We start from the raw sequence: 17,324 nt of genomic DNA on the forward strand, positions 1-17,324 counted from the left end.
CCCGCTACGAGAAACGGGCCTACGTCTACCTCGGTACCGTCACCCTCGCAGCACTCATCATCTGGCTCCGCACATGATCCGAGAAACAGCGCCTAAGCCGTCACGCCACAGCATCCGGGCTGGTAGAAACAAGCGCTGAACGGTCTGTTCCGACTTCAGGGGGCCTTACGGTACGGCGGGCATTCAGGCCGCGGTGACTGCTCGCTCCGACGTCATGGGCGGGGAGCCGAAGACCTTGTCGAGAGTGAGCGAACGCGCGGTGGCGATGAGGTAGTAGGGGGAGCCTGAACCCGCGTGCGAGTAGGGGCCGTTGTGACCGGCGACCAGGACGTCGTAGGGGGTGAGGACGTCAAGGTTGTCGAAGACGTAATAGACCGGGATTTGGGTCCACGCCACCAGCTGGAGGTGGGCCGTTACGGCGGCACGCTCCACCGCATGACTAGGCGTGGTACGGCTGGTCATCCGGCTCTTGCAGTCGATCAGCGCGACCTTGTTGCTCTTGGCGACGACCAGGTCGGGTGTCCAGCGCAAGGCGCTGTCGGTTCCCGGGAGCGCGCGTTGAACGGCATCGGTCAACACGCCCTGGCCCCACGGGTTAACGTCCCACCCGCGACGGGAGAATTCTCCGGCGACACGCAGCTCATGGGCGTCGCCTACGGCCTTCCTGTGCTGAAAGCTCGGCATATGGGCAGTCTTGCGCATCAGGACCGTGGACAAACGAACGGCGGCAACGACCCGGCCAGGTCAGGCCAGGGCGGTCGGCGTTCACAGCCGTCCGTCGCTGTCCGTGGGTGTCCGTCTGTGTTCCACCGTGCCTCACCATGACTGGGCATCATTGACCGGATTTCGCCGCCCACTGCCCAGCACACCCAGCCCAGCAGGGGAGAGACGGCGGGCTCCGCCTTTCCATGCAAGGCCAACAGCCGGACGGAGGCGCAGAGTCGGATCCCAATGTGCCGACGTCAGAGAGCGCAAACTGGCGGCCGTTTTTGATTGTCGGGGACACGCAGATGGGCTTACGCTGCCGAGGCTGATCTGATCTTCACAGGTTCGGCGCTTTCGTGATGGGTCTGGGGAGGCCCTCGGGGTGGGGAGGAGTGTGTCTGTGCGTGCTCTGAGGGTCAGACGCTCGGCGATCATTGCGGTGGCGTGCGCACTGCTGGCAGGCGTGTCGCCTGCGCAGGCAGTCGCGGCCGCGCCGGAACAACCGGCACGAGCTGCCGCGGGGGGCAGCAAGTCCGCGTCTGCTCTGGCCGCCGAGTCGGGTGAGCCGGTGGAAGTGGTCTCCGAACGCTCGGCGTACACCACCACGGAGGCCAACCCTGATGGCACGTTCACGCTGACGCAGTCGACGACGCCGCAGCGAGTCAAGGCCGCTGACGACTCGTGGCGCGATGTGGATGTGACGCTGGAACGCCGGTCGGACGGTTCGGTCGGGCCGAAGGCGGCTGTGGTCGACCTGTCGTTCTCCGGCGGCGGCAGCGGCAAGAACATGATCCATATGGCGGCGCCTCAGGGCTCGGTGACCCTTGGCTGGCCGGATCAGCTGCCCGCACCCACTCTCAAGGGCGCGACGGCTACGTATCCGGAAGTCTTGGCGGGCGTCGACCTGCAGCTGACGGCGACGGCCGAGGGGTACCGCGAGGTGCTGGTCGTGAAGACCGCCGAGGCTGCGGGGAACCCCGAACTCAACAAGGTGGAGCTCACCACCGCCAGTGACGGCCTGACGATCACTCCTAGTGCGGGGGGCGGGTTGAGCGCTGTTGATGGGAACGGCAACACGGTCTTCAACGGTCCGGCCGGTCTGATGTGGGACTCGGCCGGTAGCGCCGGCGTCCAGCCGCAGGTGGTCCGCAGCACGGTAGCGAGCGCCGATGACCCCGCCGAGGGCGATGCGCCGGAGGCGGTGGCCCCGGACAAGGGCGATGCCACCGCTGTCATGCCCGTTCAGGTCAGTGACAGTGCAGTTGCCGTGACGCCCGACACGAACGTGCTCCGCGGCGAGGACACGGTCTACCCCGTCTACATCGACCCGTCGATGGGACTCGGTGTCTCTGAGCGGACAGTGTTGTCCTCGGACGGAGACACGTTCTGGAACTTCACCGGTGACCTGGGGGTCGGCAACTGCAATCACCTCGGTCCCTGGTACTGCGGTACCGACTACACCAACCGCATGTACTTCGAGTTCGCGCCGACCAAGCTGGCCGGCAAGTACGTCATCGACGCGACCTTCCGCGCCTATGAAACCTGGTCGTTCTCCTGCTCGGCCCAGTGGCTGGACCTCTACCGCACCAACAACATCTCCAGCGCCACCCGGTGGCCCGGGCCCTCACAGCTGGACCTCCTGGTCGACCGCCAGGTCTCAGCCGGCCGCGGAGACCTCTGCACACCGGACCAGCCCGACTCGTGGATCGATTTCAATGACACGGCGAGCGAGGCGGACGAGAACCTGACCAAGACGGTCCGGTCCTTCGCGGACGGCAACTTCTCCCGCCTGACCCTTATGCTGCGGGCCAAGGATGAGAACAACCCGGACGCCTGGAAGCGGTTCAACCAGAACGCGGAGCTCAAGGTCGTCTACGCCATGAAGCCCGGCGTTCCCACCGACATGGGCGTCATCCGGGGCATCAGCGGCAAGGTACAGGGGTGTGGCACGACAGAGGCAAGCGCAGAGATTGCCACGGTGCCCACCCCGATGCTGCAGGCGAGGGCGCAGACCCAGGTGGCCCCGGCTGCCTCGGACGAGCACGGCTCTCTGCGGGTGTACCACCACGCGGAGAAGAAGCAGACCAATGGCACCTGGGCGACTGCCTGGACAGCGGAGGATCCGCCGACCGGCTACCAGGTCGACAACTACCTCTCCAAGCGACAGATGAACGCTGGAGCGGACGGCTCGGTGTACCGGGTGAAGTTCTGGACGAAGTCGTTCTGGACATACGAAGGAAAGCTGAACGGGATCAGCTCGACACCCACCGTCTGGTGCTACTACAAGATCGACACCACTCGCGCCAAGCAACCGCAGATCACGTCGAACGGCCCCTACACCGAATGCACAGCTGACGCGTGCGTCGGCGCAGGCGGGCCCGGGCAAGCGGGCTCCTTCACGATCAAGCCCAACCCTGCGGACACGGACATCATCGCCTACGAGTGGCGGCTGCTGACCGAATCGGCAGCGCAAACGCACCGCGAGACCAGACTCGGAGTTGACGGGTCCGTCACCATCAACTCAGTCCCGACGACCTCCGGCGCGCAAGCCCTGCTCGTGCAAGCCGTCGACCGTGCCAATTTGCCCGGCCCTCCAGGCGAGTTTCACTTCAAGGTGGAGCAGGGAACGGATGCGGTGAGCCGATGGCACTTCGCTGAAGGGACTGGCAAGGAAGCGGCTGACAGCGGCACGGGTGCCGCCAACGGCGGACACAAGATCACCCTCTCGGACACGGCAGCCACGTGGTTCAATCACGGCCGCGGCGGGGAGAACGATGACTCGCTGCGGTTGAACGAGCAGGTGTCCGACCCAGCCAAACGGATCGGCCACGGCACCACTGCGACGCCGCCGATCAACACGAAGGACTCGTTCGCCGTGTCCGCCTGGGTCCGCCTGACCGATGGGGGCAAGACCAGCGTGGTCGCGTCTGCGCCAGGAACCGCCACGTCGGCCGCGTTCAATCTCTTCTATTCTGGCTCTGCGAAAAAGTGGGTGTTCAACCGCGCCGTTGCGGATGTGGCGACACCGGCCTACGTCAGTTCCTTGGCCGACGCGCCTAATCCGCCACTGAATGTCTGGACACACCTGACGGGCGTCTTCGACGCCAAGAACGATACGGACAAGAGCAACGACACCATCCAGCTCTTCGTCAACGGCCGCCCGCAGGGTGACGCAGTCGAGCTGCTGAAGAACAACGGGGCCTACACTCCGTGGACCTCATCGGCTGGAATGATCGTAGGCGCGTCCAAGGCCGGCGAGTACTTCACGGGCGGCCTCGACGAGATCGCGGTGTGGCAGCGGGCGCTGAGCGGCGACGAGGTGCGCCTGGAGAACCAGCTCCAGGACGCCGATGGGCAGCCGGCGGTGGAGCTGGTCGCCAACTGGGACGCCGCTGCGGCAGCCGGAGGAAGCATTCCCGACATCGGGCCCTACGCCCCGGACCTGAACATCTCGCCGACCGGCGCCGTAGCAGACCCCGCGCTCGGCGGGGTTCGATTCGACGGAGTGGCGGGCTACGTCTCTGCCGCCGGCCCGATCGTTGACGAGAGCGGCTCGTTCACCGTGTCGGTCAACGTCTCCCTGAACCAGCACAAGTTCCAGGCGATGCCGGTCGGGGCGAAGGCCTACGTGTCCGGCCAGGCCACCCCGAACGACAAGGAGTCCTCATGGGCCCTGTGGGTGGAGAAGAGAAATAGCGACCTCTACCTGTGGCAGTTCAGCCGTACGGCGATCGGCCCGACGGGGCAGGTGACCATCACTGCCTCCGCGGAATCCGAGGAGAGCGCCGCGCTCGACAGCCAGGTGCAGGTGACCGGGGTGTTCAACGCCACCGAGGACACCGGAGCGGGTTTCGGCCAAGCCCATCTGTATCTCAGCTCCACCCACCAGATGTTCGTTCCGTTCACCGCAGTCCAGCAGGGCAGCGGTGAAATCGCGGCAGGCCGAGGAACATCAGGCGGAGTCAAGGGCCACTACCTGCCCGGCGTGCTCACCTCGATGCGTGTCTGGGCCGGCGCGATGGCACGAAATCAGATCGAACCCATGGTCCTGGGCACCCTCGCGGCCAACTAGTGCGCTCTACCGGGTGGTGACACGCCGCGTGTCACCACCCGGGCCTCTTAGCCAATCCGGCGGCCCACGGGGGTGGGCGCGTCAGTGCATGCCGCAGCAGTGCGGCCTCAGTGAAAGCGGAAAATCATGAACCGCATCCGACCGGTGGCCGGCAAGCGGCGCAGATGGCCTGTGCGCTCCCTGGGCACCATTGCTGCGCTTGCCCTGATCCCGGGCCTCTTCGCCCCAGTGGTGTTCGCCGATGAAGTGGTCCCGCTGGGCGCACTGAAGCTCAAGGCACCCACGTCGGCTGACGTGTCCCCTTTCACCGCCAAGGTGAACAAGAAGGCCGCGGCCATCACCGCCAAGGCCGAAGCCGACTGGCGTGCAGACACCGCCCGCGCCAAGACGGATCAGAACAAACCGGTCATCTGGCCCACGTCCGGGTCAGCGACGCTGACCGCCCTCGCCACCGGGACAGCCAAGGCCGCGCCGGGATCCCTCCCTATAACCCTTGCCCCACCCAAGCCGGGCAACGGCAAGAAGCCCCAGGCCGTCGGCTCGGTCACCGTCAACGTCCTGGATCAGAACACGGCAGCCGCCCTGGGTGTCAAAGGCGTCGTGCTGACCGTGAGCGGCCCCGCCACCGGCGGACAAGCCGCCCTCGGCATCAATTACGCTGCCTTCGCTTCGGCCTACGGCGGTGACTGGGCCGGCCGCCTGCAGGTCCTGCGTCTGCCCGGGTGCGCGGTCAAGAACCCTGCAGCCGCGAAGTGCCGCACCCGCACACCCATCACGTTCACCAACCACCGCAAGACGCAGAACCTCACCAGCGAACTGACCTTCAACACCACGTCGATCCCCGCGGCGAGAACCACAACCACCCGGACCGCTGGCGAGACGATGGTCCTCGCACTTGCAGCCGGTACCAAGTCCGGCAGCGGAGACTACAAGGCCACCCCATTGGCCTCGTCCTCCACGTGGGAAGCGGGCGGCTCCTCAGGCACCTTCACCTGGTCCTACCCTCTGCGCGTCCCACCGTCCGCGGCCGGCCCCCGGCCCAACCTGTCCATTTCCTATGACTCGGGCAGCGTGGACGGGCGTACCGCCTCAACGAACAACCAAGGCACAGTGATCGGTGAGGGCTTCGACCTCACCTCCTCCTACGTCGAGCGCAAGTACGGCTCGTGCGACGACGACGGTCAGACCGACAAGTTCGACCTGTGCTGGAAGTACGACAATGCCTCGCTCGTCCTGAACGGCAAGGCCACCGAACTCGTCAAGGACGACACCACCGGCACCTGGCGGCTGGAGAACGACGACGCCTCCACCGTGACGGTTGACACCGGCGCCGACAACGGCGACGACAACGGCGAACATTGGACCGTCATCACCGGCGACGGAACGAAGTACGTCTTCGGCCTCAACAAGCTCGCCGGCGCTGGCGCAGCAGACCGCACCAACTCGGTCTGGACGGTTCCGGTCTTCGGCGACGACGCGGGCGAGCCCGGCTACGCCGACGGCACCACGTTCTCCGGCCGACACAAGCAGCAGGCCTGGCGCTGGAATCTCGACTACGTCGAGGACACCCACAGCAACGCCATGTCGTACTGGTACACGGCCGAAACCAACCACTACGACATGCTCCGCGACGACGACAACGGAACCGCCTACACCCGCGGCGGCTACCTGAACGAGATCCGCTACGGCCAGCGCGCCGGCGCCCTCTTCTCGGCCACCCCCGCCGCATCGAACAAAGTCGTCTTCGCCCACGCCGAGCGCTGCATCATCGGCGACTGCGGATCCCTCACCGACGCCACCCGCAACAACTGGCCCGACGTCCCCTTCGACGCCGAGTGCAAGGCGAACCAGAAGTGCACCGGCAATGTCGGCCCAACCTTTTACACCCGCAAGCGCATGACCGGCATCTCCACCCAGGCATGGAACGCCGCCGCAGCCACCCCGACCTACGAGTCCGTCGACTCGTGGGGACTCAAGCAGGCCTACCTCGACCCGGGCGACACAGGCGACTCCCACGACCAGGCCCTGTGGCTCTCCGAGATCGAGCACACCGGCAAGCGCGGCACCGATCTCACCCTCGACCCGGTGAAGTTCCTCCACGAGTTCCGGCCGAACCGTGTCGACGGCGCCAACGACGACATCATCTCCCTCGAAAAGCCCCGGCTCCGCAAGGTCACCTCGGAAACCGGTGCCGAAACCGTTGTGACCTACATGGCAGAAGACTGCCTGGCCAGCCAGGCCAAACCCAAGGTCGACACCAACACCCGCCGCTGCTACCCGGTCTACTGGTCCCCCAACGGAGGGAAGGAACCGATCCTCGACTGGTTCCACAAGTACCCCGTCTGGACCGTATCCACTACGGACCCCCACGGTGGTTCGGAAGCGGTTCTTCACACCTACACCTACGCGGGTGCAGCCTGGCACTACAACGAGGACCCGCTGGTCAAGGAGAAGGAACGCACCTGGTCGATCTGGCGCGGCTTCGAAAAGGTCACGCACCTCACCGGGCTGCCCACCAAGACCCAGTCCAAGACCGTCACCGTCTACATGCAGGGCATGCACGGCGACCGTGTGCTGGACGCCGACGGCAAACTGGACCAGGACGCCCGCAAAACCGCCACCGTGGCAGGCATCAAGGCACCTACGATCAACGACTCCGACCAGTACGCAGGCTTCACCCGCGAAAGCGTCACCTACAACGGCGCCCAAGAAGTCGGCGGCACGGTCAACGACCCCTGGTCCAAGAAGACCGCAACCCAGCACAAGTCCTACGCCGACAGCGAGGCTTACTACGTCCGCACCGGCGCCAGCCATGCCCGTACGAACGTCACCACCAGCGGCGCACCCGTCGATCGGATCCGCTCCACCGTCACCACCTACGACAGCTACGGCATGGCCGCAACTGTCGAAGACAAAGGCGACGACGCCGTCACCGGCGACGAAAGGTGCACCCGCACCTGGTACGCGCGCAACGACACCGGCGCTGGCAACCCCGGCATCAACAGCCTCGTCTCCCGCAACCGGACCACAGCCAAACCCTGCAGTGTCAGCGACGCTGATCTGAACCTCCCCGCCGGCTCCGCATCCGGGGGTGACGTTGTCGCCGACGGCGCAACGACCTACGACGCTGCCACGGAGTGGACCGCGACCCAGAAGCCGACCAAGGGCGAGGTCCGCTGGACCGGCCGCGCAACCGCCTACGGTTCGGATGACCAGCCCACCTGGCAAAAAGCGTCCACCACGACGTACGACGCCTTCGGCCGTCCGCTCACAGTCAAGGACACCAACGACACCCTGACGGCCCAAACGACCTACACACCCGCAGGCACCGGACCCGTTACCGGCACTACGGTGGAGAACGCGAAGGCCCACCGCACCACCACCCAGGTGGACTTCGCCACCGGCGCCACCCTCAAGGTGACCGACCCCAACAACAAGGTCACCCAGAGCGAGTACGACAGCCTCGGCCGCCTCACGAAAGTCTGGCTCCCCAATCGCTCCGGCAGAACCCCCAACTACGTCTACGCCTACAACATCACCGCCTCCCACGAACCCTGGGTTTCCACGAGCACCCTCAACGTCAACGCAACCGCATACAACACAAGTTACGAGATCTACGACTCCCAGCTGCGCCCCCGTCAGACCCAGTCACCCTCGCCGCTCGGTGGCCGAGTGATCTCCGATGTCCTCTACGACCACCGCGGACTCGCGGTCACCGCCCTCGCTGACATCTGGGACAAGGAAAGCGCCCCGAACGGAGTACTCGCAGCCATCGGGGGCGGCGAGGCCCCGATGCAGGTTGACACCACGTACGACGGTGCAGGGCGCGCCATCAAGGCAGAGACCAAGACCCAGAACGTCCCCCTGTGGGCGATCGACACCACCTACACCGGCGACACCGTCACCACGGCGGCACCGGATGGAGGACAGGCGACAGCCGTTGTCACCAATGCCCTGGGACAGACGACCGAGCGGCGTGAATACGGTGGCACCCAGCCGACGGGCAACGACTACACCACCACCAAATTCACCTACACCCCGGCGGGCCAGCAATCCACAGTCGAAGGCCCGGACACGGCCAAGTGGAGTTACAGCTACGACCTGTTCGGCCGCAAGGTGAGCACGACTGACCCGGACAAGGGCACCTCCACTACGCAGTACAACAATCTCGACCAGGTCGTCAGCACCACCGATTCCCGCCCGGGCAAGAAGCTTGTATCCGAATACGACATCCTGGGCCGCAAGACCGGCCTGTGGGATGGCACACAGACGGACGCCGCCAAGCTCGCCGCCTGGACCTACGACACCCTCCTTAAGGGACAGCAGGACACCGCCGTCCGCTACGAAAACGGCGTCGGCCAAACCGGCAGCAAGGCCTATACCCAGCAGGTCACCGGCTACGACGCGCTCTACCGGGTCACGAGCAGCAAGCTGGTCCTGCCCACCGGCGACCCGCTCGTTGCTGCCGGTGTCCCTCAGACGCTGTCGTTCTCGACGGACTACAACATCGACGGCACAGTGGACGGGACCGGCAACCCGGCCGTCGGCGGACTGCCCTCGGAGTTCACCTCCAACACCTACAACGCCCTCGGACAACAGCTCACCCTGCAGGGCACCAGCCAGTACCTCCAGGCTGTCGAGTACTCCGAACTCGGCGACCCGAGACACCTGACCCTGGGCATGAGCGGTGCCGGCCAAAAGTCGCACCTCTATTTCGACTACGAGGCCGGCACGCGGCGACTCAGCCGGTCCTACGTCAGCGACACCGTCCACGGCTACATGCCGCAGGAACTCAAGTTCACCCAGGACAAGGCCGGCAACGTCACCTCAATTTTTGACGCCACCACTCAGGGCGGCACCACGAAGGCCGACTACCAGTGCTTCACCTACGACGGCCACCGCCGGATGACCGAAGCATGGACCCCCAAGACCGCCGACTGCGCAGCATCAGGGCGCACCACAGCCAACCTCGACGGCGCCGCCCCCTACTGGACCAGCTACACCTTCAACAGCGCCGGCCAGCGCAAGACCGAGACCCAGCACAAAACCTCGGGCAGCACCACCACCGACTACACCTACGGCACCCCGACGAATCAGCCCCACCCGCTCACCAAGGCCGTCACGGGGACGAAGACCAATAGCTACGCGTACGACACCACCGGCAACACCACGAGCCGCCCCGGGACACAGGCCCAGCAGACACTGACCTGGAACACCGAAGGCAAACTGGTCGGCACATCCGAACCAGCCGCCGGTACCAAGCCCGCGATCGGCATTCGCTATCTGTACGACGCGAGCGGCGAACTGCTCATCAAACGCCCCACCACCGCCAACGGCGAAACGGTCCTCTACCTGGGCGCCACTGAAGTCCGCCTCACAACCGTGGGCACAACGAAGACCCTCGCTGGCACCCGCTACTACACCGGCGCAGGCAAAACCATCGCCGTACGAACAGCCACGGCCGGAACCACCGGAACGAAACTCAACTTCCTCGCCGGCGACCACCACGGCACCTCTAGCCTTGCCATCGATGCCGTAACCCTCGCGTCCGTCAAGCGCTACACCACTCCCTTCGGCGCTAACCGAGGCATCGAGGCTGCAGTCTGGCCCGATGACAAGAGGTTCTTGGGCAAACCGGCAGACAACGTAACTGGCCTGACCCACGTCGGTGCTCGCGAGTATGATCCGAATATCGGCCGGTTCATCAGCGTTGATCCTGTTCTATCGCTCGACCAGCCTCAGTCGCTCAACGGCTACAGTTACGCGAACAACGCGCCAGTAACGAGCAGTGATCCCACAGGACTTGCCGCCTGCAGGACCCCGGATGAGTGTGGCGGCGGACTCAACTACGGCAACAATAAGCCGTCCAAGGATCCGAGCAAGCCCCTAAACGATCCATCGCATGGATGCAACGGCTGTGACGGCAGCAGTGGGACCTCTTCCGTTGCCAGCGGCGGTGGGGACGGCGGCGGGGGCGAAAGTGGGTGGCGCAGGCACGTTCCCGATTGGCTCGAGGGGCCGGCCGACACCGTCATCAACTACGGCAGTGCCGCCTTTCAAACGCCCGAAGTGTGGTGGGGTGCTGCTGAAACAGGGGCGGGCTTCGCCTTGATGGCCGCCGGCACCGGAGAAGTTCTTGGTGGAGGTGCGATCTGCCTAACTGGAGTCGGCTGTCTGGCAGGTGCTCCAGCCGTCGTCATGGGCCTTGGTGTGGCAGTCGGCGGAGGGTACGTAGCGGCTGACGGGATCCAGCGGTTCAACAACGGTCTGAATCAAGCCTTCCGCGAAGCAGAGGCAAACGCTGCTTCAAGCGGAAGTGGCAGCAGCGCGCAGGTACCCTATGGAAGTACTGGACTGAGTCAATCAGTCCGTCTCCAGCGCCTGATCGACAAGAGGAAGAGTGGCAACTACGGCGCGGCGCGACTCGATAATGGTGACATAATCATTGGCCGGTCCAGCGCATCAGTACACGCGGAGGAAGATCTTATTGCACAAGCTGGCAAGCGAAAGATCACGGAACTCTACAGTGAGCGCGAACCTTGTCAGAATAAGTGCAAGGGTCTAACCAAGGATCTGAAAGTTTCTTGGAGCTGGAAATGGAACGGATCGGATCGAGCAGCAACCGACGCGATCCGTGCGCAGACCAACAAGGATTTCGCGGCCGCAATGCGCCAACTCTTCACCTCCCCGTAGAGTCAGGGTGGGCGGTGGTTCCGCGAAAGGCTCCACACCTTTCAAATGACTTCAAAGGAAGTAATATGCAGTCCGCCAACGAAGGCCCGCCCTTCGCGATGACTCGCCTCGTCGACTCGGACCAAGGTAGCGAACTCGAGGTTCCGGCAGGTTCGGTAGGGCAAGTCTACCGATCTTCCGAGCGGTTGTTGCAAGTGGTGATTGGCGACAGGGTGTACCTCAAGTTCGGTTCCACTGGTCTCTTTGGCAGTATTCTCTTGGATCCGACAACGGGTCGTGTTCTGGAGGCCGGGAAGTCCATGGATTCGGTGAGTCTGGTTAATACTTCCCTGAGTCACTTCATCGCGTGTCTGTCAAGTCTGGTAGAGCGTTTCCCCTTTTATTCTTCAGATTCCGAAGATGACGAGTGGGAAAGCGCTGCGCTTGGACTTGAGAGCGTAGTTCGCCAGGTCGACCAAGAGGCGTACGATGAGGGGAGTTTTTGGTACGAGATTAGGTGGAGCATTGCGTCGGGAGACTTTGCGGAAGAATGATCGCTACCGAGCTGCCCGGCCATTCCTAGTGTCCTGCGCCAGTAGTTGCTCGTTAGTTGGTGTGTGACTTCTGCTGCTGGTGCGTCAGTTCCTCGTCGGGGCCCGAACCTGGAGCCGTTGCTCTTGTCTGATGACGAGCGGGCGGTGTTGGAGCGGTGGACGCGTCGGGCGACATCGGCCCAGGCTCTGGCCCTGCGGGCGCGGATTGTGCTGGCGTGTGCGGGGTCCGAGGTACCGCCGATCGCCGCGGTCGCCCGACAGTTGCGAGTGACCGCGGACACGGTCCGCAAGTGGCGGCGGCGGTTCCTCGCCGAGCGGCTGGACGGGCTGGCCGATGAGCCGCGGCCGGGCCGGCCGCCCGTCATCAGCGTCGATCAGGTGGAAGCGGTGGTGGTCACCACGCTGGAACAGCTGCCGAAGAACGCCACCCACTGGTCGAGGACATCGATGGCCGAGCACAGTGGTTTGTCGAAGTCGACCGTTGGCCGGATCTGGCGGCAGTTTCAGCTCAAGCCGCATCGGGCGGATACCTTCAAGTTGTCGACGGACCCGTTGTTCGTGGAGAAGGTCTACGACGTCGTGGGCCTGTATTTCAACCCGCCCGAGGGTGCGGTGGTGCTGTCGGTGGACGAGAAGTCGCCGCCTTCGATGTGACCACCGGACAGGTCATCACGGCCCTGCACCGCCGGCACCGGGCCGTGGAGCTCAAGAAGTTCCTGATCCGGATCGACAAGGAGGTGCCCGCACACCTGCAGGTCCACCTGATCGTGGATAACTACGGCACCCACAAGACTCCGGCGATCAAGGCTTGGCTGGCCAAACACCCGCGGTTCGAGCTGCACTTCACTCCGACCGGCTCCTCGTGGATCAACCAGGTCGAACGGTGGTTCGGCTACCTGGCCCACCAGATGATCCGCCGCGGCGCACACAAGAACATCCAGGCGCTGGAAGCCGACATCCGGGCCTGGGTCAAAGACTGGAACGAAGACTCCAAGCCGTTCATCTGGACCAAGACAGCTGAAGAGATCCTCGACTCCCTGGCCCGCTTCTGCCGACGGATCTCTGGCGCAGGACACTAGCGCGGCTGGTTCAGGCGCTCCGAACCGGGCACGTGAGGGACCGTGTTGGGCTGGCCTGCGTGCGGAGATCCCCCGCGGCGTTTCGCGGGGGATCTTGCTGTTGCGGCGGTTCGGGCTGGGCCGTCAGGGCGTTGAGCCTGATGATCCGGAGGTCGGGATGCCGGTGGTTCCGGCGCCTGGCTGTAGAGGTGCTGGCGTCGGGTGGGGGAGGGTAGGGCTGGGCAGTGCTGTCTGCTCGGCGAGTTTGCTGTAGCTGATGGCTGTGAGCGTGTGCCAGGAGCGGTAGAAGCCGAAGGCTATGAGCAGTCCAAGGGCGACGATGGCGCTGATGATGAGCGGACGGCGATCGAAGGAGTAGCGCAGGAGCGCCAGGGTCGAAGTGAGGGCCAAGGCTGTGGTGTTCAGGGCCCAGCCGCGGCAGATCCGGGTACGGGAGCGCGCGTAGTCGGCCTGGGCGGCGAGGGAGGGGATCTCCGCCAACTGCAGGCGGGCTCGCGCGTAGGCAGTTTCTGTGGGAAAGGATGCGGTGCGCAGTCGGCGATCGATGGGCATGAAGGCGGCGTCGGCGACCCGGTCGGTGAGAACTCCCAGGGCGTAGGCGGCGGCGAGAGCTGATCCGGCCACCAGCGTGGAGTCGGTCGCGGGTACGACTTTCGCTGTGGTCACGGGACCGATGAGGGCGATGAGGAGCAGGGTCAGCGTGGTCAGGGTGCCGATGCCGACCACGAGGACCTCGATGAACATGGCGGTGGCGGCGGCCAGAGTCGGTGGCTGAAGCGGAGTGGGGCTGCTCATATGGCTGTTCCCCAGGCTTCGGCCAGGTCGTTCAGCCATGCCTCGGACAGTTCGCTCTCTTGCCAGGCTTCACTCAGTGCGAAGCGGGCTTTGGCCAGCCGTTCGAAAATGATGAGGCTTTCCGGCTGGCTGGCCAAGAGATAGCGGCCGTGTTCGCGGGAATGGAAGCCGCGCGGTCCGTAGTCGGCGTAGAGCTGTTCTAGGCGGTCGCGATAGTTTTCGGTGAACGCGGCGAGCTGCTCGCCGTAGGAGGTCTCGTCGTCGACGGCGTCGGCGAGTACGTCGACGACCTCGTAGGACAGCTCCCGGCTGAAGGGGTGGTCGGTGAAGGTCTGATAAATCTGCTCGGCAAGATCGAGTAGGTGGCTGCCGCGGACAAGCTCGGGGTGTTTCGACATGGCCTCGGCTCCCCGTTCGACTTCGAGGTCGTAGAGCTCGACCAGAGCAATAAGACGGTACAGCGAGCGGCTGACATCGGCAGGAGGGGCGACACCGGGTTTGTAGAGGAATTTGTGCGACATCCGCGACCACAAGTCGACGGCTTCAGTGCGCAATTGGATCTCGCACTCGTACGGGGTGCCGTCCGGGTCGGTCTCCCCGCCGGCCATGACCGCCTGGATGTGCAGGCGGGGGTAGCGCAGACGAGCTACATCGTTGTTGTTGCGGTCGTCCTCCACCTTGATGATCTCAAGGCAGCCTGTGATCACTTCCCGGAGCGGGTCCAGGAGCCCCGAATGCTGCACCACCACCCGGACCCCCACCTTGTCGGTGATCTGCTCCCAGGGGTCGGTGTATCCCTTGCGGGCGATCTTCTTCTCGAAGCTCTCGACTTCCTTGGCACGCGAGGTCACCGTGCAGGCCAGTTCCTTGCGGGCGGCGGCGCGTGCGATGTGATCAGCGGTTGCCTTGGCAGACTGCTCGAGGAGTTCCCGTTCCTCTTTGAAGCGCTGCACGGCTTGCGCGATGGTCAACGTCATCGTCGGTCGTCCCAGGGCTGGTGGAACCTGATGATCATGCCTGGCCTGCAGGGGTGCCGCCGTCTTGCTGACGGTGCTCAGCCTCGGACCGGGCTGCGGGAACCGAGGCGTCGCCACCTGCTGGAGCGGGCTGCCGGCTGGACTTCACCTCTGCCTTCGGCTGGGAGCGACGCCCCGTTCCGGCGAAGGTGCTGGTCTTGGTCACAGTGCCGGGCATGGTGACCTGGATCCGGCCGTCTTTGAGGTCTTCTACTTCGATGCTGCCATCCTGGACGGCTTCCACCGGCGTGACGAGGAAGGCGCCATTGGACAACTCCACCTTCATCCGTTGCAGGCGGTTGCCGACCAGTTCGATGTCCTTGTCGAAGACGCGGACGGAGACGTCGTTCTCCTCGAGGAACTGGGCGAAGTCGTCGCGATGCACGCTACGCAGGTGCTTGCTGATGAACGTGTTGAGGTCCAGCGCGGCCGTGGTGCTCTGCAGCTCCACCATGACCGCCATGACGTACTCCATGCGTACGTCGGGATCCGAAATGTGGGTATTGACCCAGGCCATGGCCGTGTCGTGGAAACGGCGGGTGAGTTCGCGCGGGTCGTTCTTGTGCCGGCAGCCGAGGAACTTCTCCAGGAAGAACCTGGCTACGGTCTTGCCCGACAGTTGCGCGTCGGCAGCCCACCCCTCCAGTTTCTCCGCTGCGGCCCCGTCCTGCGAGAACAGAGCCACCTTGTAGACCTTGGACCGCTCGGTGAACAGCAGGTCAGCGAAGAACTGCATGTCGAAGGTGCGCAGACCGTCAGTAATGATCGATTTGGCCTGCATGCCAGTTTCCTGCTCGAGTTTGACCATTAGCAACGCCGGTTGGTCACCGAGCCGAGCGGTGGCGACAAGAAGCAGGCCCGCAGGGCTGGATGCGGTCTGATTGTCACGCAGCAGGTGCGCGATCTCGCCCGAGACCGTGACGAGATCCTGCTTGTCATTCAGAAACGCACGCACGGCATCCGGGACGCCGGCTTCGATCTCGGGATCCTCCACGACCTCCCGCGCCAGCCGGTCGAGAACACCGCGAAGTCTCGCTTGCAGTTGCGTCCGCACCGTGTCGTCGAACTGGCATACGGCCTGACTGAGTTCGATTGGGGCGAGTTCTTCTCCACGAATGCGCTTGGGCACCACGTGGACGATGGCCTGCTCGACCACAAGATCACCGAACTCTGTCCGCACTTCTCACCTCAAGCCTCTCCGCCCGCATCTAAAGGTGGGGCGCTGGTTTCAACGTCACGTGCGATGACGGGGAGGCCCGGAAGTTGTGCACTACGCCCCCACCGTGCCGCTCGGTACATACCGTAGCGCTCCTCGTGACGGAGCGTGTACTAGACAGAAATGCGACGTCACAGGCCGCAGTCAGTCCAACTCCATCCCGATCCGGCCCAGTTGTCGCCACTGACCCCTGCTGATCACCACGATCGAGTGGTTGGCCCTCCCTGCCGGGGATGTCCGGTGATCATCCGCGCGCAGTCGACCGGTTCAGGCCCCCTCGCCCTCCGCGCGCCACGCTGCGGCAACGTCGTTTCTGCAGTTCACCAATTTCTTTGAACTCCTGTTCGGGATGTCCTCCGAAAGAGGACGCATCTCCGTGCAAGATTCCGGCCCTTCTGGCGTGGACCTAGGTAGCGACCCGAAGAAATGGAGTTGCAATGGCCGCTTTCCACAAGCCGGAAGACAACGACCAGCACGGAGGTGACCCACCAAAGGGGGCCAGTCCGCAGTCACTGCGACTGACCCCGGAGCAGATCCCCCATGCAACGGCGCTGGTCAAGGACTGCTACGACCCAATCTACCGGATGCTGTTGCGGGCGACCAGGGATGTCCCCACCGCGGAGGACCTCACCCAGGAGACCCTCTACCGCATGTGCCGGCAGGTCGCGAGGGGTCACGTCTTCACCGGCCGTCCGATCGCCTACGCGATGACGATCGCCACGAACCTCATGATCGACCAGATCCGCAAGAGCAAGAAGATGGTCGAGATGCCCCTGGGAGAGGTCGGCGACATCTCATCTGCGTGGCTGACACGACGCGGCGAGTCGGACCCCACGGCCGCCACGGTGCGCTTCATCGAGCTGCTCCGCGAAGTCCAGAACGCCATCGCAAACGACGCCGAATACACCGTATGGGCCTGCAGGGTCCTGCTGGAAATGAAGGGCGTCGATGTCGCGGAGCTTCTCGGTCTGAGCGAGTCCGTCGTGTCGCGCCGCTACCAAGCAGCCGCCCGGAAGGCCGGCGGCCACAAGTGAGCCGCCGCCCCGTAGGCATCGTCTAGCGCCTGCCTCTGAGGTGCGGAAGCCAATCACTCGGGCCGCCGCTTCCGTACCTCGGAGACGGGACCTAGCCGGGTCCCGGCATCGGGGCCCGAAAGCCCCGTCACAGGAAGGAAGTCACACAAGATCACGCCACCACATAACGCGGGTGTGGGCC

8 protein-coding genes and 1 pseudogene are annotated in these 17,324 nt (G+C 64.6%); 5 read left to right on the top strand and 4 right to left on the bottom strand.

The window, feature by feature from the left end; genetic code table 11:
- Positions 1-183 precede the first annotated feature (183 nt).
- Positions 184-531 carry a hypothetical protein gene (locus ACFWU3_RS35370; protein ID WP_384445574.1) on the bottom strand — a complete coding sequence of 116 codons (348 nt, stop codon included), beginning with the start codon at positions 529-531 and terminating at the stop codon, positions 184-186.
- 574 nt (positions 532-1,105) lie between these two features.
- On the opposite strand from ACFWU3_RS35370, the gene ACFWU3_RS35375 reads away from it, so the two are divergent.
- The 4 genes and pseudogenes from ACFWU3_RS35375 (at position 1,106) to ACFWU3_RS35390 (ending at position 13,082) form a co-directional block, all read left to right on the top strand.
- Positions 1,106-4,777: a LamG-like jellyroll fold domain-containing protein gene (locus ACFWU3_RS35375; protein ID WP_384445575.1), complete on the top strand. Its 3,672-nt coding sequence runs from the start codon at positions 1,106-1,108 to the stop codon at positions 4,775-4,777.
- A gap of 126 nt (positions 4,778-4,903) precedes the next feature.
- Positions 4,904-11,470, top strand: a complete 6,567-nt coding sequence (locus ACFWU3_RS35380) for an RHS repeat-associated core domain-containing protein (RefSeq protein ID WP_384445577.1) — start codon at positions 4,904-4,906, stop codon at positions 11,468-11,470.
- A gap of 65 nt (positions 11,471-11,535) precedes the next feature.
- Positions 11,536-12,003 carry an SUKH-4 family immunity protein gene (locus ACFWU3_RS35385; protein WP_384445579.1) on the top strand — a complete coding sequence of 156 codons (468 nt, stop codon included), beginning with the start codon at positions 11,536-11,538 and terminating at the stop codon, positions 12,001-12,003.
- A gap of 63 nt (positions 12,004-12,066) precedes the next feature.
- A pseudogene (locus tag ACFWU3_RS35390) lies at positions 12,067-13,082 on the top strand (IS630 family transposase).
- Between the two features lie 123 nt (positions 13,083-13,205).
- On the opposite strand, the gene ACFWU3_RS35395 reads toward ACFWU3_RS35390, so the two are convergent.
- The 3 genes from ACFWU3_RS35395 to ACFWU3_RS35405 are packed head-to-tail and all read right to left on the bottom strand — an operon-like array spanning position 13,206 to position 16,073.
- Positions 13,206-13,877 (bottom strand): hypothetical protein, encoded by a 672-nt coding sequence (locus ACFWU3_RS35395; RefSeq protein WP_384445581.1) that lies wholly within the window; start codon positions 13,875-13,877, stop codon positions 13,206-13,208.
- Positions 13,874-14,854 (bottom strand): hypothetical protein, encoded by a 981-nt coding sequence (locus ACFWU3_RS35400; protein WP_384445583.1) that lies wholly within the window; start codon positions 14,852-14,854, stop codon positions 13,874-13,876. The genes ACFWU3_RS35395 and ACFWU3_RS35400 overlap by 4 nt, the downstream gene beginning before the upstream one ends.
- A gap of 34 nt (positions 14,855-14,888) precedes the next feature.
- On the bottom strand, positions 14,889-16,073 hold the full coding sequence (locus tag ACFWU3_RS35405) for a nucleoid-associated protein (protein WP_384445584.1): 1,185 nt from the start codon (positions 16,071-16,073) through the stop codon (positions 14,889-14,891).
- 473 nt (positions 16,074-16,546) lie between these two features.
- Between ACFWU3_RS35405 and ACFWU3_RS35410 the strand changes: the two genes are divergently transcribed.
- Entirely contained in the window at positions 16,547-17,143 is a 597-nt protein-coding gene (locus ACFWU3_RS35410; protein WP_384445586.1) for an RNA polymerase sigma factor, read from the top strand.
- The last annotated feature ends 181 nt before the right edge of the window (positions 17,144-17,324 follow it).

The organism is Streptomyces sp. NPDC058685 (genome assembly GCF_042714725.1).
In the GTDB taxonomy this organism is placed as follows: Bacteria; Actinomycetota; Actinomycetes; order Streptomycetales; family Streptomycetaceae; genus Streptomyces.

Excerpts from the sequence above, each read along its gene's own strand:
- ACFWU3_RS35380 (WP_384445577.1), top strand. The coding sequence starts at position 4,904 with ATGAACCGCATCCGACCGGTGGCCGGCAAGCGGCGCAGATGGCCTGTG.
- ACFWU3_RS35385 (WP_384445579.1), top strand. The coding sequence starts at position 11,536 with ATGCAGTCCGCCAACGAAGGCCCGCCCTTCGCGATGACTCGCCTCGTC.
- ACFWU3_RS35395 (WP_384445581.1), bottom strand. The coding sequence starts at position 13,877 with ATGAGCAGCCCCACTCCGCTTCAGCCACCGACTCTGGCCGCCGCCACC.
- ACFWU3_RS35400 (WP_384445583.1), bottom strand. The coding sequence starts at position 14,854 with ATGACGTTGACCATCGCGCAAGCCGTGCAGCGCTTCAAAGAGGAACGG.
- ACFWU3_RS35410 (WP_384445586.1), top strand. The coding sequence starts at position 16,547 with ATGGCCGCTTTCCACAAGCCGGAAGACAACGACCAGCACGGAGGTGAC.